At 65.7% G+C, this 25,002-nt stretch carries 22 protein-coding genes; 16 read left to right on the plus strand and 6 right to left on the minus strand.

Going from position 1 to position 25,002, the window contains the following annotated elements; genetic code table 11:
* Positions 1 to 37 precede the first annotated feature (37 nt).
* The 9 genes from ABMA46_RS08745 to ABMA46_RS08785 all read left to right on the plus strand — a co-directional run bounded on the left by ABMA46_RS08745 (position 38) and on the right by ABMA46_RS08785 (position 10,785).
* The gene (locus tag ABMA46_RS08745; protein ID WP_348998960.1) at positions 38 to 1,501 is read left to right on the plus strand and encodes an aldehyde dehydrogenase family protein; all 1,464 of its coding nucleotides are present in this window, start codon (positions 38 to 40) and stop codon (positions 1,499 to 1,501) included.
* A 4-nt stretch (positions 1,502 to 1,505) separates the two neighbouring features.
* On the plus strand, positions 1,506 to 3,026 hold the full coding sequence (gene xylB / locus ABMA46_RS08750; RefSeq protein WP_348998961.1) for a xylulokinase: 1,521 nt from the start codon (positions 1,506 to 1,508) through the stop codon (positions 3,024 to 3,026).
* A gap of 15 nt (positions 3,027 to 3,041) precedes the next feature.
* A complete protein-coding gene (locus tag ABMA46_RS08755) occupies positions 3,042 to 3,728 on the plus strand; it encodes an HAD-IA family hydrolase (RefSeq protein WP_348998962.1) in 687 nt (228 codons plus the stop codon).
* 2 nt (positions 3,729 to 3,730) lie between these two features.
* Positions 3,731 to 4,570 carry a MurR/RpiR family transcriptional regulator gene (locus ABMA46_RS08760; RefSeq protein ID WP_080919832.1) on the plus strand — a complete coding sequence of 280 codons (840 nt, stop codon included), beginning with the start codon at positions 3,731 to 3,733 and terminating at the stop codon, positions 4,568 to 4,570.
* A gap of 45 nt (positions 4,571 to 4,615) precedes the next feature.
* The gene (gene rpiA, locus ABMA46_RS08765) at positions 4,616 to 5,326 is read left to right on the plus strand and encodes a ribose 5-phosphate isomerase A (protein ID WP_348998963.1); all 711 of its coding nucleotides are present in this window, start codon (positions 4,616 to 4,618) and stop codon (positions 5,324 to 5,326) included.
* 233 nt (positions 5,327 to 5,559) lie between these two features.
* The gene (locus tag ABMA46_RS08770; RefSeq protein WP_348998964.1) at positions 5,560 to 6,651 is read left to right on the plus strand and encodes a sugar ABC transporter substrate-binding protein; all 1,092 of its coding nucleotides are present in this window, start codon (positions 5,560 to 5,562) and stop codon (positions 6,649 to 6,651) included.
* 138 nt (positions 6,652 to 6,789) lie between these two features.
* Positions 6,790 to 8,310 carry a sugar ABC transporter ATP-binding protein gene (locus ABMA46_RS08775; protein WP_348998965.1) on the plus strand — a complete coding sequence of 507 codons (1,521 nt, stop codon included), beginning with the start codon at positions 6,790 to 6,792 and terminating at the stop codon, positions 8,308 to 8,310.
* A gap of 22 nt (positions 8,311 to 8,332) precedes the next feature.
* Positions 8,333 to 9,331 carry an ABC transporter permease gene (locus ABMA46_RS08780; protein WP_348998966.1) on the plus strand — a complete coding sequence of 333 codons (999 nt, stop codon included), beginning with the start codon at positions 8,333 to 8,335 and terminating at the stop codon, positions 9,329 to 9,331.
* Entirely contained in the window at positions 9,331 to 10,785 is a 1,455-nt protein-coding gene (locus ABMA46_RS08785; RefSeq protein ID WP_348998967.1) for an FAD-binding oxidoreductase, read from the plus strand. The genes ABMA46_RS08780 and ABMA46_RS08785 overlap by 1 nt, the downstream gene beginning before the upstream one ends.
* A 54-nt stretch (positions 10,786 to 10,839) precedes the next feature.
* On the opposite strand, the gene eda is transcribed toward ABMA46_RS08785, so the two are convergent.
* The 4 genes from eda to ABMA46_RS08805 are packed head-to-tail and all read right to left on the minus strand — an operon-like array spanning position 10,840 to position 15,245.
* Positions 10,840 to 11,493 (minus strand): bifunctional 4-hydroxy-2-oxoglutarate aldolase/2-dehydro-3-deoxy-phosphogluconate aldolase, encoded by a 654-nt coding sequence (gene eda / locus ABMA46_RS08790; protein ID WP_348998968.1) that lies wholly within the window; start codon positions 11,491 to 11,493, stop codon positions 10,840 to 10,842.
* A gap of 49 nt (positions 11,494 to 11,542) precedes the next feature.
* Positions 11,543 to 12,538 (minus strand): ABC transporter permease, encoded by a 996-nt coding sequence (locus ABMA46_RS08795; protein WP_080919838.1) that lies wholly within the window; start codon positions 12,536 to 12,538, stop codon positions 11,543 to 11,545.
* A 54-nt stretch (positions 12,539 to 12,592) separates the two neighbouring features.
* Entirely contained in the window at positions 12,593 to 14,188 is a 1,596-nt protein-coding gene (locus ABMA46_RS08800) for a sugar ABC transporter ATP-binding protein (protein WP_348998969.1), read from the minus strand.
* A 16-nt stretch (positions 14,189 to 14,204) separates the two neighbouring features.
* Complete coding sequence (locus ABMA46_RS08805) at positions 14,205 to 15,245, minus strand: sugar ABC transporter substrate-binding protein (protein ID WP_348998970.1); 1,041 nt, start codon at positions 15,243 to 15,245, stop codon at positions 14,205 to 14,207.
* Positions 15,246 to 15,595: 350 nt separating this feature from the next.
* Here ABMA46_RS08805 and ABMA46_RS08810 point away from each other — a divergent pair, with 350 nt between their 5' ends.
* The 4 genes from ABMA46_RS08810 to ABMA46_RS08825 all read left to right on the plus strand — a co-directional run bounded on the left by ABMA46_RS08810 (position 15,596) and on the right by ABMA46_RS08825 (position 20,242).
* The gene (locus ABMA46_RS08810) at positions 15,596 to 16,480 is read left to right on the plus strand and encodes a sugar phosphate isomerase/epimerase family protein (protein ID WP_348998971.1); all 885 of its coding nucleotides are present in this window, start codon (positions 15,596 to 15,598) and stop codon (positions 16,478 to 16,480) included.
* Positions 16,481 to 16,685: 205 nt separating this feature from the next.
* Entirely contained in the window at positions 16,686 to 17,888 is a 1,203-nt protein-coding gene (locus tag ABMA46_RS08815) for an ROK family transcriptional regulator (RefSeq protein WP_348998972.1), read from the plus strand.
* A gap of 90 nt (positions 17,889 to 17,978) precedes the next feature.
* Positions 17,979 to 18,974: a tagatose kinase gene (locus ABMA46_RS08820; RefSeq protein WP_348998973.1), complete on the plus strand. Its 996-nt coding sequence runs from the start codon at positions 17,979 to 17,981 to the stop codon at positions 18,972 to 18,974.
* Positions 18,974 to 20,242, plus strand: coding sequence for a D-tagatose-bisphosphate aldolase, class II, non-catalytic subunit (locus ABMA46_RS08825; protein WP_348998974.1), 1,269 nt, complete (start codon positions 18,974 to 18,976; stop codon positions 20,240 to 20,242). Before ABMA46_RS08820 ends, ABMA46_RS08825 begins: the two co-directional genes overlap by 1 nt.
* Positions 20,243 to 20,272: 30 nt before the next feature.
* Here ABMA46_RS08825 and ABMA46_RS08830 read toward each other — a convergent pair whose 3' ends face one another.
* The gene (locus ABMA46_RS08830; protein WP_348998975.1) at positions 20,273 to 20,629 is read right to left on the minus strand and encodes a hypothetical protein; all 357 of its coding nucleotides are present in this window, start codon (positions 20,627 to 20,629) and stop codon (positions 20,273 to 20,275) included.
* Positions 20,630 to 20,804: 175 nt separating this feature from the next.
* Here ABMA46_RS08830 and ABMA46_RS08835 point away from each other — a divergent pair, with 175 nt between their 5' ends.
* Positions 20,805 to 22,433, plus strand: coding sequence for a long-chain-fatty-acid--CoA ligase (locus ABMA46_RS08835; protein ID WP_348998976.1), 1,629 nt, complete (start codon positions 20,805 to 20,807; stop codon positions 22,431 to 22,433).
* A 79-nt stretch (positions 22,434 to 22,512) separates the two neighbouring features.
* Entirely contained in the window at positions 22,513 to 23,301 is a 789-nt protein-coding gene (locus tag ABMA46_RS08840; protein WP_348998977.1) for a DUF1499 domain-containing protein, read from the plus strand.
* Between the two features lie 16 nt (positions 23,302 to 23,317).
* On the opposite strand, the gene ABMA46_RS08845 is transcribed toward ABMA46_RS08840, so the two are convergent.
* Positions 23,318 to 24,226 (minus strand): MBL fold metallo-hydrolase, encoded by a 909-nt coding sequence (locus tag ABMA46_RS08845; RefSeq protein WP_348998978.1) that lies wholly within the window; start codon positions 24,224 to 24,226, stop codon positions 23,318 to 23,320.
* Between the two features lie 112 nt (positions 24,227 to 24,338).
* On the opposite strand from ABMA46_RS08845, the gene ABMA46_RS08850 reads away from it, so the two are divergent.
* Positions 24,339 to 24,935, plus strand: coding sequence for a biotin transporter BioY (locus tag ABMA46_RS08850; RefSeq protein WP_348998979.1), 597 nt, complete (start codon positions 24,339 to 24,341; stop codon positions 24,933 to 24,935).
* Positions 24,936 to 25,002: the final 67 nt, after the last annotated feature.

A 25,002-nucleotide genomic window follows, 5' to 3' on the forward strand; every position in this document is an offset into this window, starting at 1 on the left:
GAAAATCCGCGGACTCGGTCGTGAGGATGGAGGAAAAGTGATTCAGGAACTGGCCGGCATGCTCTTTGTCGACGGCGCGTGGCGGCGAGGCGAGGGCGCGCAGATTCCGGTCGAAAATCCGGCCACGGGGGAGGTGCTCGGGCATATCGCATCCGCCACCCCCGCGGAGATCGATGCCGCCGTTTCGGCTGCGCGCAAGGCCTTCGGGCCGTGGTCACGGCTGGCGCCGGTCGAGCGCTCAAAGGCGCTTCGCCGGCTTGGTGAGGCGATCGCCGTGCATGCGGACGACATGGCGCGCACCATGACCCTGGAGCAGGGCAAGCCCCTCAACGAGGCGCGCGGCGAGATCCTGAAACTCGCAGAGGCCTGCCATTTCTACGCCGAAGAAGCCGTGCGCGTCCACGGCGAGATCGTCCCCAATGCAACCACTGACATCGACAGCCTCGTGGTGCGCGAGCCGATCGGTGTGGTGGGTGCCATCACGCCGTGGAACTATCCGGCCGAGCTGATCGGCTGGAAACTGTGTGGGGCGCTGGCGGCGGGCTGCACCATCGTCATCAAGCCTGCGGAATTGACGCCGTTCACGGCGCTGGCGATCGCACGCATGGTCGAAGCGGCCGGCATCCCGGCGGGTGTCGTCAATGTGGTGACGGGGCCGGGTTCGAAGGTGGGGCAGGCGCTGGTCGAGCATCCCGGCGTCGACAAGATCGCCTTTACCGGCTCCAGCGCGGTGGGGCTGCGCATTCAGCAGTCGTGTCCGACCGTCAAGCGGTTGTCGCTGGAACTCGGCGGCAACTGCCCGCTGGTCGTCACCGCCTCCGCCGACATCGACGCGGCGGTGAAGGGGGCTGCCCGGCGTTCCTTCCGCAACATGGGCCAGATCTGCATCGCCATCAACCGCATCTACGTCCAGCGCGCCGTCGCCGACGACTTCACGGCGAAGCTCGGGCGCGCCGCCGACGCGCTGGTCATCGGCAACGGCATCGACATGCCGGACGCCGATGTCGGCGCGATGGCCTCCGCCGAGCCGCTCGCCAAGACGCAGGACCATCTGGCCGACGCGCTGTCCAAGGGCGCGCGGCTCGTGGCCGGCGGCAGCGCGCCGCAGGGCGAGGCCTTCGCACGCGGTCATTTCTTCCGCCCGACGGTTCTGGCCGATTGCACGCACGACATGAAGGTCATGACCGAGGAGACGTTCGGCCCGCTCGTCGGCGTCATGGTCTATGACGGCCTCGACGAGGCGATCGACCTGGCCAACGACACGCCCTATGGACTTGCCTCCTATCTCTATGCCCGCGACATGGACGAGGTGCGCTATGCCTCGGCGCGGCTCGACTACGGCAACGTCGCCGTCAACAATGTCGATGCGGGAATCATGAACGCGCCCTATGGCGGGCGCAAGCAGAGCGGCGTGGGATGCGAGCACGGCCGCGAAGGCATGCTCGAATACATGAATTTCAAGCATGTCCGCATCCGCTACGGCGAGCCGAAGGCGAGGTGAGGCGGTGACCCAGGCGCTCCTCGGCATCGATATCGGAACGTCCGGCTGCAAGGCGCTGCTTATCGACGGCGAGGGCGTGGTGCTGGCGAGCCACACCGAGACCTACGGTCTGTCGCAGCCGCGTCCGGGCTGGACAGAGCAGGACCCCGCCTCGTGGATCGACGGCGCCCGCGCAGCCGTCGCTGCGGTTCTTGCCGAGCGGCCGGAGGCCGAGCTCGCGGCGGTCGGGCTTTCCGGCCAGATGCACGGCCTGACGCCGCTCGATGCCGGCCACAAGGTGCTGCGTCCCGCGATCCTGTGGAACGACCAGCGCAACGGCGCCGAATGCGACGCCATCACGGAACGCGCCGGCGGCATCCAGGGTCTGCTGGCGCGGACCAACAACCGGATGCTGGTCGGCTATACCGGCGGCAAGATCATCTGGATGCGCGACCACGAGCCGGATCTGTTCGGCCGGCTGCGCCATGTGGTCAATCCGAAGGACTATCTGCGTCTCGTGCTCACCGGCGAGATCGCGACGGAGGTCTCCGACGCGTCCGGAACCGGGCTTTTCGACACGCGGGAGCGTCGCTGGGCATCCGGCCTGCTGGAGCTGCTGGATCTCGACGCCGCCATTCTGCCGCCCTGTCATGAATCGCATGTCGTCAGCGGCAAGGTCGGCCGATCGGGCGCTGCGCTCTTCGGCATCCCGGAAGGAACGCCGGTTGTCGGCGGCGGCGGCGACAGCGTCATCCAGACCATCGGCTCCGGCGTGATCACGCCCGGCGCGCTGCAGACGACGATCGGCACCGCCGGCATCGTCGCGGCCGCGCTCGACGCGCCGGTCGCCAATCCGGACGGGCGGCTTCAGGTGTTCTGCAACGTCGCGCCATCGAAATGGCATTGCATGGGCGTTTCGCTCAATGCCGGCGGGGCGATGGAGTGGTTCCGCACCATGCTGGCCGGTTTCCGCGGCGGGGAGGCGCCCTCGGCGAAGGACATGGCGGGGATCGCGGCCAATGCGCCGACCGGCTCACATGGCCTCGTCTTCCTGCCCTATCTCAACGGCGAACGCTGCCCGCATCCCGATCCCTCGGCACGCGGCGGTTTCGTCGGTCTCACCGCCCGTCACGAGGCGGCGGACATGGCGCGCAGCCTGATGGAAGGCGTGACGCATTCGCTTTTCGACATCTACCGCCTCATGGAAGCCGCCGGCATTGGCCGCAGCATCATCAAGGCGTCGGGCGGCGGGGCGCGTTCGGCCTTGTGGCGGCAGATGCAGGCCGATCTTTTCGGCTGCGACGTCGTCACCACGGAAGGCGCCGCGGAAGGCGGAGCATTCGGTGCCGCCCTTGTCGCCGGCGTCGGCGTCGGCGTCTGGGCCGACGCGGTCGAAGCGGCGAAATCCTGCCGTGCGGTGACCCGCGAAACGCCGGACGCGGCCGGCGCGGCGGCGATGCGCGAGGCGTTTGCGATCTATGCAGGCCTTTACGACGACTTGTCCGGGGCTTTTTCGGCCTTATCCGGTTCCGGCCTGGACCGATAGGAAGCGGGGAGACGAATGGCCACGACAACGCAGACCCATCGGTATGAAGCGCTGGTATTCGACCTCGACGGCACGCTGATCGACAGCGCGCCCGATATCGCGGCCGCGCTCAACCTCATGCTGGAGCGCAACAACTGGCCGGCCCAGAGCGTCGCGACGGTGGAAAAATTCATCGGCTTCGGCGCCCGTCGGCTCGTCCACGACCTTTTCGTCTCGCTCGGCCTGCCTTCGGACGACGGTACGATCGATGCGGCGCTCAAGGAATATCTCGACAATTATGCCCGCACGCCCGCCGACAGGACCCGGTTCTATCCGCATGTCCGGGAAGATCTCGAAGCGCTCCGAGATGGTGGCATCCGTCTCGGCCTGTGCACGAACAAACCGCAGGAACTGGCGCTGAAGGTCCTTGGCATCCTCGGCATCGCTCATCTGTTCGACGCGATCGTCGGCGCCGACGCCGCTCCGGCGAGCAAGCCCGACCCCGCGCACCTCATGGCGGTGGCCGAGCGGATGAAGCTGAACGGACGGCCCTGGGCCTATGTGGGGGACACGATCGTGGACAAGACGACCGCCGCCGGCGCCGGCGTTCCCTTCTACGCCGTGTCCTGGGGGACCGGCCGCCGCGTCGATGTCGAGCCGTCCATGCGGCTTGCCCGTCTGCGCGATCTTGACGGCATGGATGACGCCGGCAGGGAGGACTGACGATGGCGGTAAGCCTGCTCCAGCGTATCCTGCAGGAAAGCGAAGGGATGGGATCGGCCGAACTGCGCGTCGCGCGCTTCGTTAGTGCCAATCCTTCGGATGTCATCCACATGAGCATGGCGCGGCTGTCGCAGGAATGCGCGGTCAGCGACCCGACGATCATGCGCTTTTGCCGGCGCTTCGATTTCCAGGGCTATCAGGACTTCAAGCTTCATCTGGCGCAGAGCCTGGTTCCGTCGGCGCCGTTCGCCTATGAGCAGATCGTGCCCGACGATTCCATCCAGAACGTCGTGCGCAAGACCGCCCGAAATTCGCTTAACGCGATCCAGCGGCTGCTGGAGGACCTCGAACCGCAGCAGGTCGACGAGGGCGCCAGGCTTTTGAACGCCGCAAGCTGGGTCGGCATCTACGCCAGCGGCATTTCGGAGATCACGGCGCTGGACGCGGAACACAAGTTCCAGCGGCTCGGCATGCGCTGCGCGGCCCTGATCGGCCGCAAGAAGCAATGGCTTCATGCCGAGACGTCCAGGCCGAGCGAGGTGGTGCTGATCTTCTCGCAGTCGGGGCATACCAAGCAGATGGTCGATATCGCGACCGCCGCCCGCGCCAAAGGGGCGCGCGTGCTTTCGATCACGGCGGCGCAAAGTCCGCTGGCCCAGGTGTCGGACGTGCTGATCTCGGTCCTGCCTTACGACCGCACGGAACTGATGACGCCGCTGGCGTCGCGGCTGAACCACCATCTCGTGGTGAACATGCTTGTCACCGCGATTGCGATGACAAGCGGCAGCGAGTTTCCGGATCAGCTTCCGGCGCTCGATTTCTGGCAGACGGAAAAGATCTGAATTGCGCCCGCCGGCGGGCGCGCCCATGCGTAGCGAGGAATAGTGATGAGCGTCCAGGACGAGGCGAAGAAGGCGGCAGGCCGCAAGGTCATCGAGGAATTCATCGGGGATGGCATGAAACTCGGGCTGGGGTCTGGAACGACCTCGCATTTCTTCGTGCGGGAACTCGGCAAGCATGTCGCGCGCGGCATGAAGCTGACCTGCACCACCACGTCGCGCTCGACCAACGACGTGGCGAGGGAGGTCGGCATCGCCATCACCGATCCCAACGACATGGGTGAGATCGACCTCACCGTCGACGGTCCCGACGAGATCGATCACGACTTCAACATGATCAAGGGCGGCGGCGCGTGCCTGCTGTGGGAGAAGATCGTGGCGCATGCGTCGAAGCGCATGATCACCATCTGCGACGAAAGCAAGATCGTGGCCAAGCTCGGCGCTTTTCCGCTGCCGGTCGAGGTCGTGCAGTTCGCCTGGAAGCAGACCGAGCGGATGGTCGCGCGGGCGCTCGCGGACAATCGCGTGAAGGGGGCCGCGATCGAACGCCGTATGCGCGACGGTCAGCCGGTCGTCACCGACAGCGGCAATTTCATCCTCGACTGCCGGTGTGGAGTCATTCCGGCACCGGCGAAACTCGAGATCGAGCTCAACCGCATCCCCGGCGTGGTGGAAAACGGCCTGTTCACACGGGAATCCCGGGGGATGGTTGTCGGCCGCTTTGACGGGACCGCCTATGTGAAACTCCGCGATAAATAGTAAATACTACATATTGGCCTTATTTTGTTGCGTGTGTTGCCGCCGCTGGTCGCGGCGCGATCCCGTTTGTGCCATCTCAATCAGGGCATAAGATAAAATATTGAAAAATATAGAGATTTTTGTTGAATATGACCGGACGCCTCCTGCAATATTTTAGTTGCGCGAAGCTGCGAAAAAGGCTTGAAGGGTTTCTGGAAATCTAGTATTGCTAGATAAACTGCGGGAGGAAGCAGATGGACGGATTGAACGGATTGACTCGTCGCGGCCTGCTCAAGGCGGGCGGCGCTTTGGGTATCGCGGCCGGCACCGGCACGTTGCTGGGGCGCTCTGCATGGGCGGATGAAGGTTTCATCCCCTACAGCAACAAGAGCCTCGACTATTATTTCTTCGTTATCCAGGAAGAGGCGGTGAAGCGCGCCGTAGCGGCGAACAAGATGCGCTTCCAGGCCACCAACGCCAGCTTCGACAACACCAAGCAGCTCGAGCAGTGGCAGAGCCTGATGCTGAGCCAGCCGTCGGCGATCGTCTCCGATCCGATCGACAGCCAGGCGATCGTGTCGGCGATCCGCCGCTACAACATGAAGAAGATTCCCGTCGGCATCATCGATACGCCGGCGGACGGCGGCGATGTAGCGATCACCGTCAGCTTCGACAACAAGCTGGGCGGCGTCATGGCCGCGCAGGAGATAATCAAGCGCCTGACCAAGAAGCACGGCAGCCCGAAAGGAACTGTGCTCAACTGCTTCGGCGCGCTGCAGAGCGTGGCCTGGCGGCTGCGCAAGGAAGGCATGGACGAGGAATTCGCCAAATATCCCGACATCAAGTATCTGGCCCGTCCGACCGAGGGCGCACTGGACCAGATGCTGTCGGTGACGCTTTCGACGCTGTCGGAATATCCCGACCTCGACGCGGTCCATGCGCCGAGCGACTCCCCGTCGCGCGGCATTGTTACCGCGCTCCAGCAGAAGAACCGCTGGAAGAGGGTGGGCGAGGACGGCCACGTCATCTTCGTCAACATCGACGGCGAGCCGGTCGCGCTGAAGTGGATCCAGGAAGGCTATATGGATGCCTGCGTCTCGCAGGACCCGATCGCCTACGGCGAGATCGCCGTCGAGATGCTGGTCAAGCATTCGCTCAAGGGCGAGGCGGTTCCGACCGGCACCTACGAGAACAAGAAATATTTCTGGGAAAAGGGCGAGATCGTCGCAGGCACGACCGGCCCGACGCTGATCATCCCGCCATTCGTCATCGACGGCGACAACGCCGGCGACAAGCGCCACTGGGGCGCGATCGCGGAGAAGGAGTGGGGCATCCCCTATACCTGATCCATCCAACGCCTGATGGCGCCGCCGCCTGATGGCGGTTGATCGCAGACATGATCTGCGCCACGCTGGCCCCATGCCGGCGTGGCGTGTCCGCGCCGAAGGGAGCTTTCCTTTCCGGTCGTCGTCGGAGAGTTCGTTTTGACAGCAGCCTCGGCAGTCGCATCGCAAGAGGACCCGTTCATCCTCAGGGTCGAGAATCTCACCAAGCGCTATGGTCCCGTCCTGGCGCTGAACGACGTTTCGCTCGGCATCCGCCGCGGCACCATCCATGGGCTCCTGGGCGAGAACGGCGCCGGCAAGTCCACGCTTGTGTCCCTGATCTCCGGGCAGCGTACGCCGACGTCGGGCACGATCTTTCTCGACGGCCGGGCCATTGCCAATGTCGACATCAAGGCGATGGAGGAGGCCGGCGTCTTCCTGGTCACGCAGGAGCCGATGATCGTCGCTCATCTCACGGCGGCCGAGAACCTGATGCTCGGCATCTGGCCGTCTTCCGGCGGTTTCGTCCGATGGAGCAAGCTCCGCGCCGACGCCGCGCGCATGCTGGAGGGAACCGGCATCGATCCGCAGGCTATGGCCGGGCGGCTCGACGCGGTGGCGCGGCGCAAGCTCAACATCCTGCGCGCCATGTTCAGCGGCGGCAAGATCATCATCCTCGACGAGCCCACCGCTGCCCTGACGGTGGAGGACAGGGCGCAGCTCTTCTCCTTCATGCGCGACCTCAAGGCGCAGGGCGTCACCTTCATCTTCATCTCGCACTACAATGACGAGATCCTGGAAATCTGCGACGCCTGCTCGGTGCTGCGCGACGGCGTGCTCGCCGGCGGGACTGAGAACGTGAAGGGACTGACCTCGGAGCAATTGTCCGAGCTCGTGCTTGGCCGCGGTCTCGTCCTGTTCCAGCGCGAACGGCGGCAATTCGACACCGAGCCTGCGGCCGTCAGCCTGCGCTTGGTCGTCAGTGCGGGCGTGAAGGTCGAGGCGCTCGACCTGCATGCCGGCGAGATCGTCGGCTTCACCGGCCTTCCGGGCGCCGGCGCCAAGGAACTGGTGCGGGCGGTCTTCGGCCTCGTTCCGGTCCGCTCGGGAACGATCGCCTTTGCGGGCGAAGCGCCCCGCAAGCTGCCGGCCTCGCCGCGCGACGCCTTCGACGCCGGCATCGCCTTCCTGTCGGACGACCGGCATCGCGACGGGCTCGTCAAGCATATGACGATCAGCGAGAACATCTCGCTCTCCTCGCTGGCTTCGCTGGCGCGCTCCGGTTTTCTCAGCAACGACGCCGAGCGGAGCCTGTCGGACCGCTATTTCGAAGCGATGGGCATCAAGGCGCCGGGGCCGTCCACGACCGTCGACACACTGAGCGGCGGAAACCAGCAGAAGGTGTGCCTCGGCCGCGTTCTGGCGACGAAGCCGCGGCTGCTCATCCTCGACGAGCCGACGCGCGGCATCGACGTCGGCGTCAAGCAGGACGTGCTGCGCATCATCGACGACCTCAGCCGCAGCGGCGTGGCCGTCATCATCGTCTCCACCGATACGGACGAGATCGTCCGGTCGGTGGACCGCGTCTGCATCTTCGATGGCGGCGCCGTACGGGAGGAACTCTCGGGCGCCGCGATCACGAACGAGCGGCTGCGCCAGGGCACGACGTCCCATGGCTGAGCGCGCGTCGAAGGAGAAAACAATGAACCAAGCCGCCTCCGCACTTGCAGCGCCGGCCGCGAAGACTCCCGGCAAGGAAGGCACGTCCGTTCTGGGGTGGGTGCTGCACAACGTCGTGTGGATCTGGCTGGTCGCCCTGGTGGTGATCTTCGGCCTCTTCAACCAGTATTTCTTCACCACCTTCAACCTGCAGAACATCATGGTTCAGGCGACCGTGCTCGGCATGATCGGCCTCGCCGTCGCGCTGCCCCTGCTGGTGGCCGAGATCGACCTTTCGTTGCCGGCCAATCTCGGCTTTTCCTCCGCCATCGGCGCCATGGCCTATTCCAACCTCGGCCTGCCCTGGTTCCTCGCCATGCTGGTCGGCGTGGGCGTGGCGACGCTGATCGGCTTCTTCAATGGCCTGTGCATCACCAAGTTGCGCATGGTCTCGCTCATCCAGACGCTGTCCATGATGATCATCCTGCAGGGTGCCCTGCTGGCGCTGACGCAGGGCCGCACAATCACCAACCTGCCCGACGGCTATGTCTGGATCGGCCAGGCGGCCATCGGCGGCTGGCCGGTCATGCCCATCATCTTCGTGGTGGCGCTGGTGGCGATGGCGGTGATGTTGCGCAAGACGGTTCTCGGGCGAAGCATCTATGCGGTGGGCGGCAACCCGGTCGCGTCGAACTCGGCCGGCATCCGCGTCGACCGCGTCAAGATCATCACCTTCACGATCGCCGGCTTCCTGGCCGGCGTGGGCGGGTTCCTGCTGGGCTCCTGGCAGATGGCCATCACCTCCAACCAGGGCTCGAGCTACCTGCTCTACGCCATCGCCGCGCCCATCATCGGTGGCGTCAGCGTTTTCGGCGGCCGCGGCAACGTGGTGGGCGTGCTCGGCGGCGTGCTGCTGCTTACCGTCATCCAGGTGGGGCTCGCCATCATAGCCGTCCCGTCCTTCTACGTCGGCATGATCGGCGGCTTCATGATCTTCATCGCGGTTGCGATCGACGCCATTCGCGTGCGTTACTTCGGCTGATGACGATTTCCTCCTCCCAAGAGGCGGTCGGCGCTGCGCCGGCCGCCGCCGCGCTGGCGGCCCTGCGCGCCGTGGTGGATGCTGCCGGTTTCGTCGACGCCGGCGCGCCCGAGGCGGAACGCTATCTTCACGATTGGACAGGCGACTATCGGGGCGGCGCGCTCGCCGTGCTGCGGCCATCGCGCGTGGAGGAGGTGCAGGCGATCGTCAGGATCTGCGCCGAGCACCGCGTCGCGCTGATTCCGCAGGGCGGCAACAGCGGGCTGGTTAGCGGCGGCATCGCGGAAGGGCCGCCCCGCGCCGTCGTGGTCTCGCTGGAAAGGCTCAACCGGATCCGCGCCATCGATCCGGAGAATTTTACCCTGGCCGCCGATGCCGGCGTGATCCTTCAGGTGCTGAAGGACGCGGCGGAAGCCAGGGACATGCTTTTTCCGCTCGCGCTCGGCGCGCAGGGCTCGTGCCAGATCGGCGGCAACGTCTCGACCAACGCCGGCGGCATCAACGTGCTGCGCTACGGCATGACGCGCGACCTGGTGCTCGGCGTCGAGGCGGTGCTGCCCGACGGCAGCCTGTTCGAGGGCATGCACGGGCTGAGGAAGGACAATCGCGGCTACGACCTCAAGCAACTCCTGATCGGCGGGGAGGGGACGCTGGGCATCGTGACCGGCGTCGAGGTCAAGCTTTTTCCGCGTCCAGCCAATATCGAGACGGCCTATCTCGGCCTCGCCTCCTTCGCCGACGCCATGACGGTTTTCGGCATGGCGCGTCACGTCTGCTCTGACCTGCTCACCGCCTTCGAGGTGATCGGTGCGGAGTGCATTCCGTTTGCCCGCATCGCCGCCCCCGACACGCGCGTTCCGCTCGAGGGCGAGTGGCCGGTGCATGTCATCATGGAACTGGGCTGTTCGGCGGCGGTCGACGGTCGCGCGCTCGTCGAGGCGCTGCTGGCGGAAGCCTTCGAGGCCGGGTTGCTCGGCGACGGCGCGCTGGCGCAGAGCCGCGCGCATGCCGCTGATTTCTGGGCGATCCGCGAGAACCTCGTCGAAGGCCAGGCAAAGCGCGGCCGCCATATCCGCACCGACCTGTCGGTGCGGCTGAGCAGGGTGGCGGAAGTGATCGAGCGCTCGCGCGCCTATATCGCCGCCGACTGGCCGGGCTGGGAACCGCTCGCCTATGGACATGCGGGCGACGGCAACATCCATTTCAACGTCATGCCGCCGGTAGGCATGGCGGAGGAGGAGATCAGGCGGAACGGCAAGGTGATGCTCGACGGCCTCTACGCCATCATGCGCGCGCTCGGCGGGTCGTTCAGCGCCGAGCACGGCGTCGGCCGCAGCCGCCGCGACGTCTACTGGGACTGGCTGCCGGCCGAACAGAGGACGGCGGTCCAGGCGATCAAGACGGCGCTCGACCCGCACGGCATCATGAACCCGGGCGCGCTGATTCCCGAATAGGCGTCTCCGCAAGACGGCCGCGCTTTTCGGCCGGCATCCGGACTTGCCGTGCCGTTATGCGCGGGCGTCCAGCGCCTGCCTGGCGGTTTTCACCGCTTCGGCCGCGTTTTGCGCGATCGCCTTGAAGCGCCCTTCGCGGATGTCTTCCGTCTTGGCGATCCAGGTGCCGCCGACGGCCACGACCTGCCTGACGGCCAGCCAATCGCCGATCGTCGCCTGCGTGACGCCGCCGGTCGGGATGAAGCGCACGCCGAGATGCGCGAAGGGTGCGGCGATGCCGCTGAGCGCCTTGGGACCGCCGGCGACGCCGGCCGGGAAGAACTTCGCCAGCCTGACGCCGCGCGCCGTCGCCAGCGTCAGGTCCGTCGGCGTCATGATGCCGGGGCAGAAAGGCAGGTCCGCCTCCTTCGCGGCATCGACGATATCCGGATCGTAACCGGGCGCGAGCGCGAAGCGGGCGCCGCTGTCGATCGCGCGGCGGAGACTGTCCCGGTCGAGGATCGTGCCCGCGCCGATGACGAGTTCCGGCCGGGCGTCGCGGATCGCGGCCAGCACGTCGGCGGCAGCCTCGGTGCGGAAGGTGATCTCGGCGACCGGCAGGCCGCCTTCCAGCAGGGCATCGGCCAGCGGAACCGCATCCGACGCCTTTTCGATGGCGATCACGGGCACGACGCCCAGGCTGGCGATGACATCGATCGGATTGTTCATGGTCTTTCCAATGCTTGCTTGAAGTAGGTTAGGCGCCTTGGGCGAAATTCTAGCGGCCAAAAAGGCGGCGCAGCCGGATGGCGAGAACCGAATGCTGGAACGCGCCCTGGCGGAACTGGTCGAACAGAGCCGCTAGAACGATGACCAGGCCGACGCTCATCTGCTGCAGGAACGGCGAAAGCTCCAGCAGGATGAAGGCGTTGCGCAGCGCGCCGAGCAGGTAGGCGCCGAGCATGGCGCCGATGATCGAGCCGCGCCCGCCCGACAGGCTGGCGCCGCCGATGACCACCGCCGCGATGACGTCGAGTTCGAGCCCGGTGCCGGCCTGCGCCTCGGCGACGCTCACCTGTGCGGTGTAGACGAGGCCGGCCACCGCCGCCGCCAGCCCGCTGAAGACGAAGACGGCGAGCCGCGTCGAGTTCATCGGGATGCCGCTGAGCCGCGCCGCTTCGTCATTGTCGCCGACGGCGACGACGCGCTGGCCGAGCACAGAGCGCTTGAGCACGATCTGCCCGAGCACGACGAGCCCGAAGAAGATCAGGACCTGCACGGGAATGCCGAGCACCTCGCCCTGGCCGATGAACATCACGCGCGGATCGATCAGGATGGGCAGGCCGCCGCTCAGCACGTAGGTGAGGCCGCGCGCGACCGACAGCATGCCGAGCGTGACGATGAAGGAATTCACCTTGCCGTAGACGACGATCAGTCCGCTGATCAGGCCGCAGCCGGCGCCGACGGCCAGCGCCACGAGCACGCCCAGCGCCGGATGCAGGCCGGCGGACATGGCGTAGGCGCCGCACAGCCCGCTGAGGCCCATCACCGAACCGACCGACAGGTCGATCTCCTTGGCGATGATGACGAAGCACTGCCCGATCGCCATGATGCCGACCACGGCGACAGCGACGAGGATGTTGCGGAAATTGTCCGTCGTCAGGAAGTGCGGGTTGAAGAAGGAGAACGCGATCGACAGCACGATCACGACCGCGGCCAATCCCAGTTCCTGGCCCTTCAGGAAAGGCAGGTTTCTCACGCCGGCAACACTCATCTCGATTCCGTTCCGTTCATCTTGGCATCGGCGACAGCGCCGGCCGCCTGCAATCTAATGCGCTTCGCCCCGTTCCTGGCGTCCGAAGAAGGCGACGGCGTCCTCGGCCTTCTCGCCCAGTGCCGAGGCGACGACCTGCGCCGCCTGCGGCCCCTTGGCGATATTGTCGACGATGCGGCCTTCACGCACGACCACGACGCGGTCGGCGAGGTGGAGGATCTCGTCCATTTCCGAGGAGATGAACCACACAGCCAGCCCCTCGACATGGGCGAGATTGCGGATCAGCGCGTACATCTCCGCCTTGGTGCGCACGTCGACGCCGCGCGTCGGCTCGTCGAGGATGAGCAGCGACGGGTTCGACGCGAGCGCCCGCGCCAGCAGCACCTTCTGCTGGTTGCCGCCCGACAGCGCGCGAATGGGAGTGGCGACGCTCTCGGCCTTGACGCCGACGCGGTCGGCGCGCTCCTGCGCGAAGCGCATGCGGCGGCGCTGGCTGAAAAAACCCAGCCGGCCGAAACGGCCCAGCACGTTCGACGTCAGGTTGAAGCCGATGTCGTGACCGTAGAAGACCGAGGTGCGTCGCTCCTCGCTGATGAAGGATATGCCGTGTTTCACGGCGTCGCGCAGGGTCCTCAATCGGACCGGATGGCCGTTCAGTTCGATGCTGCCGGAATAAAGTGGATCCGCTCCGAGCACGCCGCGCACGATCTCGGTTCGGCCGGAGCCGACGAGTCCTGCCATGCCGACGATCTCGCCGGCGTGGATATCGATATCGACGTCCGAGAAGGCGATGCCGCCTGCGCCGCGCACGCGCAGCACAGGCACGGCCTTCGGGTCGATCTCCCTGGCTGCCTTCGTCTCATCTTTAGCCGCCTGTTCCACCAGCCGCTCGCCCGCCATCAGGCGGATCGCCCGCGCCTTCGGCAGGTCGCCTACCGTGCCTTCGCCGACCTTGCTGCCATCGCGCATGACGATGACGCGGTCGGAAATCTCGTAGACCTCGCCGAGCCTGTGGCTGACGAGCACGACAGCGACCCCTTGCTCGCGCAGCAGGCGGACGATGCCGAACAGGCGGTCGGTTTCGCGGCGCGTCAGGCTGGAGTTCGGCTCGTCGAGGAACAGCACCTTCGGCTTCGCCGCCAGGGCCCGCGCGATCTCGACAAGTTGCCGCTCCGCAGCAGACAGGCCGGCGCATTTCATGCTCAGGTCGGCAAAGGCGTCGGACAGGCCGATCTCGGCAAGGAGCGTCCTTGCTTCCCTGACAAGGGCGCCGGGACGATGCGCGGCGACGGCCGCGTTGCCGCCGAGGCGCGCCAGGAAGATGTTTTCCGCGATCGTCATGGCGGAAACGAGCTGCGGCTCCTGGTGCACGACGGCGATGCCGAGCGCCGTCGCCGCCAGGGGATTCGCAAGCTCCTGCACCTGGCCGTCGATGGCGACCTTGCCGGTCGTCGGCTGGTGCTCGCCGCTGCAGAGCCTGATCAGGGTGGATTTGCCGGCGCCGTTCTCACCGAGCAGCGCCGTCACTTCGCCATAGCGGAACGACAGGGTCACGTCCTTCAGCGCCTGCACGGCGCCGAAGGATTTGCCGAGATCCGCGACCGACAGGGCGTCGGTCGTGGAAGGCGAGGGACTTGTTCCGCCCGTCATCGAGCCAGACCGGCGATCAGAGTTTCGGCACGGCGCCGATCGGCAGCTTGGCCGGATCGAGCTTGTCGACATTGTCCTTGGTCATGAACGGGCTGATCGCCGGCTGCAGCACCTTTTCAGGCTTCTGCTTTGCGACGACGGCGTTGAACAGCGTGATCGCCACATTGTAGCCCTGGCCGAATTCGTCCTGGCCGGTCGCACCATACATGCTGCCGTCCCGGATCGCCGCGATGTTCTCGGGCGTGAAGTCGTAGCCGATGACCTTGATGCTGTCCTGCTTGCCGGCGGCCTTGACCGCCTGCGCCGCGCCGAAGGGGCCACCCGCCGTGGCGTAGAGGGCGACGAGATCGGGCGTCGAGGTGATGAAATCCTTGGCCGCGGCAAAGGTCGCGCCGGCCGAATCCTTGGCTTCGACGCCTTCGTTGACCGGCGTAAGCTTGCTGCCCTTCAGGCCTTCGACGAAGCCCTTGCGGCGCTGCTCGGAGCCCGGGGCGGTGAACTGGCTGACGATGATGCCGACCTTGCCTTCCTTGTCGCCGACCGCCTTGATCAGTTCCGCGGCGGCGTTCTTGCCGGCGGCGACCTGGTCCTGGGCGTAATCGATCACGCCGCCCGAGGCCTCGACGCAGGGGAACAGCGTGTTGTAGGCGCCCATGGCGACGTCCTTGGCGACCATCTGTTTGACGAGGGTGCAGTTGCCTTCGCCGGCGATGAAGAAGCCGATGCCGTTGTAGCCCTGGGTGGCTGCGGCGCGGATCGCCTGGTCGACCGTGGGCACGTCGATGTTGGCGCCGGCCACGATCCACTTCACCTCGCCGCCGCGCGAGGACAGCACCTCGTTGGCGGTATCGACGCCTTTCTGCACCGAGACCCAGTAAGGATTGTTGGCGAAGCCGATCATGGCGATCCTGGCTTTCGTGCCGTTGGCATTGTCCACCGGCTGCGGGCGATCGGCGATGGGATCCATCGCATAGGCCTGGCCGACGCCGAAGGCGGCAGCCATGGCGATGAGCGAAATGCGGGCGGTCGAGCCTGCCCAGCGAGCGAGATTGGTCATGCGTTCCTCCAGATGTCGGACCTCCGGGGCCGCGTCTGCCCTTCGGTCGGATTGGTTTCCTGCCCTGAACGGCGCGCCAAGCTCCGGTTCTGTTCCTCCGGCCGGCAGCTCCTCCAAGCGATTATGTAGTTATAGTACCAATATTGGTCTAGCAAGCTCCTCAGCGGATCGTTATCGTGTGAAAACTAGCCGTTTTCAACCATATTCCTGACTTTCATTTTGCCAAGGCCGATACATGATGTAGCAAAGATACAAAATAGAGTGCTTTCTGTCGTCAGCGCTTGACAGAGGGCACTTTGAGGCATTTTGTTGCGACAGTCAACATTTGTCGTGACGCCAAGGAGGATCTCTTGAAAAAACTCGGCATTCATTCATTCGTCTGGACCGACGGCGCCACCGAATCCGGCATCGAGCAGGCGATGGAAAAATCCAGCGCCTGCGGCTATCGCCTGATCGAACTCGCCTATCTGCGGCCGGAGAAGTTCAATCTCGACAGGCTGGCGAAAAAGGCGAAGTCGCTTGACCTCGATATCGCCGTCACCATGGGGCTGTCGCCCGACGCGGACGTGTCCAGCGAGGACGCCGCGGTGGTGAAGAAGGGCGAGGAGACTCTTGCCAACGCCGTCAAGGCCGTGCGTGACATCGGCGGCAGCAAGCTGGGCGGCATCCTTTATTCCGCCCATACCAAATATTCGACCATGCCGACCGATCGCGGCCGCAAGAACAGCATCGCGGCTATCGCCCGGACCGCCGATATCGCCAAGGCGGCCGGCGTCGACCTTGTCCTCGAAATCGTCAACCGCTTCGAGAGCAATCTGCTCAACACCACCGCGCAGGGACTGGATTTCATCGAAGCGACGGGGTCGGACCATGTGCGCCTGCACCTCGATACCTTCCACATGAACATCGAGGAAGCGAATCCCGCCGCCGCCCTGCGTCTCGCCGGCGACAAGGTCGGCTACTTCCATATCGGCGAAAGCAATCGCGGCTATCTGGGGGACGGCGTCATCGATTTCGACCTGATGTTCGATGCGCTGCTCGACATCGGCTACCAGCGCGACATCACCTTCGAATCCTTCTCGACCAAGGTCGTCGACCAGGCGCTCTCGCTCGCCTGCGCGATCTGGCGCGATACCTGGAACGACAGCGTTCCGCTGGCCGAGCACGCCAAGCTGTTCATCGAGACCAAAATGGCCGAGGCCAGGCGTCGCCGCGCCACCAACGCGCGGCCTTGATCAGTCACTTCGGGTCGGAGACTGTCCGGTCTCCGATCTGCCCGGACCGCGCAGCATGCCGGACACGCCAACTGGCCGTTTACCGGTCCCTGCGCGCTCCTGCTGGTGGACGAAAGATTCCGGTAAATTCATTCCCTGGCTGAAAAGGATTACGCTGACTGCGAATCGGATTCCACTGTTTGCCCCATAAAAACGAGATATCCTCGTGAACGACGCCTTGCAGACCGCCAGTTCGCCTCGCCGGATCCGGCAGCGCAATGAGATCGCGGTCCTGCAGGCGCTTCACCATTTCGGTTCTCTGACACGGGCCGACCTGGCCCGCCGTCTGCGCGTCAACCGCTCGTCGTCTGGCCATATCATCGAAGCCCTTGCAGGCGACGGCCTGGTGCGGGAGGTTGAAAGCGCCGGGCGCGGCACGGCAAATCGTGCCGGCCGGCCAGGCGTCCATCTCGAACTGGTTCCCGACGCGCTCGGCTTCGTCGGGATCGAAATCGGCGTCGAGCACATGGGCGTGGTCGAGATAGACCTCGCCGCCAATGTGGTCGCCAGCGAAATCCGTCCGTTCGCGGGCGCATCGAGCGATGTCAGGGTCGCTGCAAGCGAGGCCGTCAGGCTCGTTCTCGACGTCGTGCCGCCGGAGCGGCTGCGGCGGTGCGAGGGCGTCGGCGTGGCCACGCCCTCGCAGATGGACGGGCAGGGCAGGGTGCGCCTGGCGCCTTTGCTCGGATGGCGCGAGGTCGATCTCGCCGATCTCGTGCGGGCGCAGCTTCCGGTCCGGGTGCCTGTATTGGCGGACAACGATGCGAACGCCTTCGCCATCGGCGCGACCTACCATGGACAGGAGCCGCCTTCCGGCGTCACCCTGTTCCTCGTCATGGAGAGCGGCGTCGGCGGCGGTATCGTTTTTGACGGCAAACTGTTCCGTGGCGGCAATGGCGTTGCGGGCGAGGTCGGGCATCTGCTCGTCCCCGACACCGACGGCGAATACCGGGCGCTGGAGCGGATCGTCGGGCTGGAGGTGCTGCTCGACCGCTACTGTCGGCTCGCCGGCGGAAACCCCTTGCTGCCCGACCTCCTTTCCGACGTCGCCGCCGGCAAGCTGGCCGCGCTTGGCGTTGCCCGGGACTGGGCGCGGGCGCTGGCCTTCGGTCTCGTTCAGGCCTGCCGCATCATCGACCCCGACCGCATCGTGCTTGGCGGTTCGGTGGCCGCTCTTTACGCGCCGATGGCCGGCCATGTCGTCGATGCGATGGCCGCCCTGCAGGACAGCGCCTTCCTGCTGCCGGAGATCGTCGTGACGGAACTGGAGGGAAGCGGGCCGGCGTTCGGTGCGGCCTGCATGATGCACCAGCGCTATCTTTCGCTCGAAAGCCAGCGCCTTTCGGAAGCGGCTGACGACGACGGCTGATATGCTGCGGCGCGGCGTTCAATAATATGTTGCACAAACATACAATTCAATTTATGCCGGTTCTCATCGTTGTCTGACGGTCGGTTCGGGATGCCAGCCAGATCCTCCTCCCAAGCTCTAGCTCCGGATAGTCTCGGCCCGACCATCACGGTCGGCGAAATCCTCGTCGAGATCATGGCCACTACCCGCGGTGAGGGTTTTCTCGAACCGATCGACCTGACGGGTCCCTATCCGAGCGGTGCGCCGGCGATCTTCATCGACCAGTGCGCCAGGATCGGCGGCAGCGCAGGGATCGTCGCCTGTGTCGGCAATGACGACTTCGGCCGCATCAATGTCGAGCGATTGCGCCGCGACGGCGCCGACGTCTCGGCCGTCGCCGTCAGCCCCGATTACCCGACGGGCAGCGCCTTTGTCCGCTACCGTGACGACGGGTCGCGCGACTTTGTCTACAACATCGCCAAATCCGCGTCCGGGCTGGTCAGTCTCACGCGCGAGGCCAAGACGCTGATCGGCAGGGCCGGACATCTGCATGTGATGGGCACCGCGCTCTCCATCGCCGAGATATGGACGATCCTCGAATACGCCGTCGAAGTGATCCGGGGCCGGGGCGGGAGCATCTCCGTCGATCCGAACATGCGCAAGGAACTGCTAGGTGAAGGCACGGTCGGCGAGCGTTTCGCGCGGATGCTGGACATATCGGACCTGGTCCTGCCTTCCGGCGAGGAACTGTTCACCGCGACGGGAACGACGACGGAACAAGACGCGCTTGCCTCGCTGTTTTCGCGCGGCGCTGGCGAGGTGGTGGTGAAGCGCGGCGCGCAAGGCGCCAGCTTCTTTTCCGCTGCCGGGGAGCGGGCCGACGTGCCTGCTTTCGCCGTCGAGGAGGTCGATCCCACGGGCGCGGGCGACTGTTTCGGGGGCGCCTATATCGCCTGCCGGCGGCTCGGCATGCCGCCGCAGACGGCTCTGGATTACGCCAACGCCGCCGGCGCGCGCAACGTCACCCGGCTGGGGCCGATGGAAGGTGCCGGCACAAGGGCCGAACTCGACCGCTTCATGGCCGATACGCCGAGGAGGCCAGCCTGATGGACCCACTGCTCGATCTCGCGCCGTCTCTGCGCGCCGGCAAGCCGAAAGGTATCGTTTCGGTGTGCTCCTCGCATCCGCTGGTCATCAGGGCGGCGATCCGCGACGGCGTCCGGCACGACCATCCGGTCCTCGTCGAGGCGACCTGCAACCAGGTCAACCAGTTCGGCGGTTACACCGGCATGCGCCCGGCCGATTTCCTGGCGATGACGCTCGACATCGCGCGCCGCGAAGGCCTGCCGGCCGACCGTGTGATCTTCGGCGGCGACCATCTGGGACCGAACCCGTGGCGCGCCGAGAGCGCGGAGGTTGCCTTGGCCAAGGCGGAAGACATGGTCGCCGCCTATGTCGAGGCTGGGTTCCGCAAGATCCATCTGGATGCGTCGATGGGATGCGCGGGCGAGCCTGCCGCGCTGAACGACGCCACCATCGCGCGGCGCGCGGCCCGGCTCGCAAGGCGCGCGGAGCAGGCGGCTTCGGCTGCGGGGGCAAAGCCGCTGCTCTACGTGATCGGCACGGAGGTTCCGCCGCCGGGCGGCGCGGATCACGTCATCGACGCGATCGAGCCGACCAGGCTCGAGGCGGTTCGGCGGACTTGGGAAATCCATCGCGAGGTCTTCGAGGAAGCGGGGTTGAAGGACGCCTTCTCGCGCGTGATCGCCATCGTGGTGCAGCCGGGCGTTGAGTTCGGCAACGAGAACGTCGTCTACTACGACCGCGGCAAGGCGCGGCATCTCGCCGGGCTGCTCGATCAGGAAAAGGCTCTCGTCTATGAGGCCCATTCGACCGATTACCAGACCGCCGCGGCACTGCGCGAACTGGTCGAGGATGGTTTTCCCATTCTGAAGGTCGGCCCGCAACTGACATTCGATCTGCGTCAGGCGCTCTACGGCCTGGACCTGATCGCGTCGGACATGCTCGCGGACTACGGGTCGCGCCCGCTCTATGAGGCGATGGAGGCGCTGATGGTCGAGGAGCCGAAATGGTGGAGCAGCCACTACCACGGAACCGCGGCGCAGCAGCGCGTTCAGCGGCACTACTCGTTGTCAGACCGGATACGGTACTACTGGAACCATCCCGCCGCCGCCGCTGCCGTCGAAAGGCTCGTTGCCGCCCTGTCCGGCAGGACGGTACCCGCGCCGTTGTTACGCCAGCACCTGCCCGCATTCGAATCCTTCGCGGGAGCGCCGCTGGATCCCGAGAAACTGCTCATCCGTGCAGTCGAAGCCAGCCTGGAAGGCTATCGGTCGGCGGCGGGCTTGCGCTAGTTCGCCTCGAACTGGTTTAGCGCCGTTCGTTCAGGCGGCGACCTTCAGCACGTCCATCAGGCCGGCATAGGCCGCCGTGATCCCCGCAACGGGATTCTGGCTGCTGGTCGCCGTTTCGACCTTGAGCGAACCGCCTTCGACCGGCAGGGTCAGGAGTAGGAACTGGCGGCTTTCGCCTTCGCCCAGCGAGGCCGCGGCGACATGCAGCCGCTCGCCCTCCGGCCCGGTCTGCATCTTGAACAGCAGCCGGCCGCCGACGGCGTCCAGCGCGCCTTCGACCACTTCGGCGAATTCTTCCTGGGATACGGTCCTGTCCTCGGGCACGAGGTCGGCCAGTCCTTCGGCCAATGAGTCTTCAAGCGCCTTTTCATCGAGTTGCGTGTCCATGCGAACCTCATCACACTCGCTTGCACGCCCTGCCCGGAGAAAACGTTAACATATCTGATGGCCGGATTATGGCATTTTCGACTTCTACCTTCGTCGCATCCTCCCGGCGCTGTCGCGTTCATGCTGGACAAGGCGCATGTTCCTTACAAAATGTGCAAAAAAGGGGAGGAACACCATGCTCGGATTGATGCAGGAGTGGCCGCTGCTTTGCCACAAGCTGCTGGACCATGCGGCCGCCCAGCACGGTGCGCGCGAGATCGTGTCGCGTTCGGTGGAAGGACCCGTCGTCCGCACGACATACGCGGACATGCGCCGGCGGGCGCTCAAGCTGGCAAGCCGGCTGGAGGCCGACGGCTTCGGTGCAGGCGACCGCATCGCCACGCTCGCCTGGAACACCGCGCGCCACCTGGAGGCCTGGTACGGCATCATGGGCATCGGGGCCGTCTACCACACGCTCAATCCGCGCCTGTTCCCCGACCAGATCGCCTGGATCATGAACCATGCCGAGGACAAGGCCGTCTTCGTCGACCTCACCTTCGTTCCGCTCCTGGAAAAGATCGCCGGCTCGGTGAAATCCCTCAGGCGCGTCGTTGTCCTGACCGACAGCGAACATATGCCGGAGACCCCGTTACCCGGCGCGGTCTCTTACGAAGAGTGGCTGGCCGAAGGCAGCTATGATTTCCGCTGGAGAAGCTTCGACGAGAACACGGCGGCCGGCATGTGCTACACGTCCGGCACGACCGGCGATCCGAAGGGGGTGCTCTACAGCCACCGTTCGAATGTGCTCCACGCCGTGATCGCGGCCATGCCGGACGCGATGGGCCTTTCGGCGCGCGATGTCGTCATGCCGGTGGTGCCGATGTTCCACGCCAATGCCTGGGGGTTGGGGCAGGCCTGTCCGATGGTCGGGGCGACGCTGGTGATGCCCGGACCGAAGCTCGACGGCGCTTCGATCTACGAACTCCTCGATACCGAAAGGGTGACCTTCACGGCGGCCGTGCCGACGGTATGGCTGATGCTTTTGCGGCATCTGGAGGAAACCGGCGGGAAGCTGCCGCATCTCAGGAAAGTGGTGATCGGTGGGTCGGCCTGCCCGCGCTCCATGATCGCCAGGTTCCAGGACGACTACGGCGTGGAGGTGGTCCACGCCTGGGGCATGACGGAGATGTCCCCGCTCGGTTCGCTGTGCACGCTCAAGCCGGAATATGCGGCGCGTGCCGGTGACGCACGGCTGGATGTCCTCCAGACCCAAGGCTACGCGCCGTTCGGCGTCGAGATGAAGATAACCGACGACGAGAACAATGCGCATCCGTGGGACGGCAGGACCTTCGGGCGACTGAAGGTCCGCGGCCCGGCTGTGGCGCGCGCCTATTACGGTGGCGCCGGCGCCGAGCAGTTCGATGCGGAAGAATGGTTCGACACCGGCGACGTCGCCCATATCGATCCCAACGGCTACATGCAGATCACCGACCGCGCCAAGGATGTCATCAAGTCCGGCGGCGAGTGGATTTCCACCATCGAGCTTGAAAACATGGCCGTCGGCCATCCCGACGTGGCGGAAGCGGCGGTGATCGGGGCACGGCATTCCAAATGGGGCGAAAGGCCCTTGCTGGTGGTTGTGCGAAAGCCTGACCGCGACCCGTCAAAGCAGGATGTCCTGGCTTTCCTCGACGGCAAGATTGCCAAATGGTGGATGCCCGACGACGTGGTCTTCGTGACGGACATTCCCCATACCGCTACGGGCAAGATCCAGAAGTCGGTCTTGCGCAAGCAGTTCAGGGACTATCGACTGCCGACCGACTGACGGGTAAGGAAACACCGGGAAGGGAACTCGAAGGGGACCGGGCCGGCCGTATGCAACCGGCGCCGACGGCAGCGTGACGATGACCGAAACTCCCGAACAGCGCAGGTCGCGCGCGACAGGCTGGTGCCGACGCATGGCGGGCTTCGCCGTGGTCCTGCTCGCGGTCGTGTGGGTGGGGCACCACTACGGTCTCGTCGAGTCGCAGGGCTATCTGTGGGTGCTTGCGCTGGTTCCCGTGTTTGCGGCGCTCGCCCTGGTCTTCGGCGCTTTTGGGTTTTCGCGCATATGGACCTACGGCGATCTGGGCGGTCGCGACCTGACCGCCGGTTTGCTGATGGCTTTGCTGGTCCTCGCTCCCTATGGCGTGGCGGCCAGCCTCATGATCCTCGATCCGCCGCTTCGCGATGTCTCGACCGACCTGGATACGCCGCCCGCCCTGCCCACAGCGACCAGCCGTACCGCCCGGATGAACGACCTGATACCGCAGAGCCCCGGGGAGCAGCGGCTGCAGGTTGAGAATTATCCGCTGGTGACGGGGCGGCGCTACCAGTCTTCGATGGACGAGACCATCGCGGCGGTCGAGGCGGTTCTGGCCAAACAGGGCTGGCAACTCGCAGCTTCTCCCGATCCGCAGGATATCGCGGCGGGCGAGGTGACCATCGGCGCGCTGGCCCGCAGCTTCGTCCTCGACCTGCCGGTCGATGTCGCCGTCCGCATCACGGCGGACGAGGATTCGACATTGGTCGACATGCGTTCGGCCTCGCGCTACGGGCGTCATGATCTCGGCGACAACGCCCGGCGCATCGCGGCGTTTCTGGCCGCTCTCGATGCCGAGGTGGCCGGTCAGGCCGGAGCGGCGGCGCAGTAGGCCGGGCCGGGTGCCTTCAGGCGGCAGGCCTGTAGATGCCGTCGATCGCCGGCATGCCGTCCGTTTCGACGACGCCTCGCTCCACCAGGTCCTCGAGATGCGCCAGCACGGACAGGCCGGCGGCTGCGTGGAGACGCGGATCGGTGTCGCGATAGATCGCCTCGACCATCGCCCTGATGGTGCGGTCGCCCTTGCGCACCCGCTCCAGCACCGCGCGCTCGCGCATCTTGCGGTGCGTTTTGAGGCCCCGCATGAAGGTCTGCGGCGTCGTCACCGGGCCGCCGTGACCGGGCAGGAGCAATCGGTCGCCGCGCGCGATCAGCTTGTCCAGCGAGCGCATATAGTCGGCCATGTTGCCGTCGGGCGGCCCGACGATCGTTGTCGCCCAGCCCATGACGTGATCGGCCGAGAACAGGATCCCCGTCCCCTTGAGGGCGAAGGCGGCGTGATTGGCGGCGTGGCCCGGCGTCAGCACCGTTTCGATCGCCCATCCTTCACCCTTGACGATCTCGCCGTCGGCCAGTGTCCTGTCGGGCCGGAAGTCGATGTCGCCGCTGGCGTCCAGCACCCCTGCCTTGCCGCCGACAGAAGGCTTTGCGGGCCGGTGCGGCCCCTCGGCCAGCACCGTGGCGCCCGTTTCCGCCTTCAGGTGCGCGGCCAGCGGCGAGTGGTCGCGGTGGGTGTGGCTGACGAAGATATGGCTGACCGGACGGCCGGCAATGGCTTTCAGCAAGGCGCCGAGATGCGCATCGTCCTCCGGTCCGGGATCGATCACCGCCAGCGAATCGCGGCCGACGATGTAGCTGTTGGTGCCGTGGAAGGTGAACGGCGAGGGGTTCGGCGCGGTGAGCCGTAGGACATCCGGGGCGATTTCCACCGCCTCGCCGTAGCGCGGGTCGAAATCGACATTGAATTTCAGCGCCATCGAGAACCCAGACCTGTCAGTTCGGCCAAAACCGATTGCCGCTTAGCACGGAAGCCAATATAGGAAAAACGCCGGCGCGATCTTCGCGCTTCGAACCGAAATGGGGAAAACCATGGCAACTGCTACCACGATGCGCCCGCTGATCTCGCTCGCCCTGCCTGAGAAAGGCGCCATGCGTCTGGCCTCGCAGATATTCCTGGCGATTGCGGGCACGCTGATCCTGACGGTGTCGGCGAAAACCAAGGTGGTGCTGGGGCCGGTGGATATCTCCCTGCAGACGCTGGCCGTCATGCTGATCGCAGCCGCTTTCGGCCTGCGCCTCGGACTGGCGACGCTCCTGCTCTATATGGCCGAGGGCGCGGCCGGCCTGCCCGTCTTCCAGAGCACACCCGAAAAGGGCATCGGCATCGCCTACATGCTGGGCACGACAGGTGGCTATCTGGCGGGCTTCGTGGTCATGGCGGCAATCGTCGGCTGGGCGGCGGATCGCGGCTGGGACCGCAATGTCTTCAAGATGCTGGGCGCGACGCTGACCGCCGAGATCGTGATGATGGCGATGGGCTTCGCCTGGCTCGCCGCGCTGATAGGCGCCGACAAGGCCTGGCAGTTCGGCGTGCTGCCTTTCGTCGTCGGCGACCTGATCAAGGTCGCTCTCGCGGCCAGCCTTGTCCCGGCGGTGTGGAGCCTCGGCCTGTTCCGCGGCAAGTAGGCCCTTCGAGCACCCCATCGGAACGGCCGCAACTGCGGCCGTTTTTCGTTTATGGTGGCGAAATAGG

The organism is Mesorhizobium hunchu (assembly GCF_040081975.1).
Lineage (GTDB): Bacteria > Pseudomonadota > Alphaproteobacteria > Rhizobiales > Rhizobiaceae > Mesorhizobium > Mesorhizobium hunchu.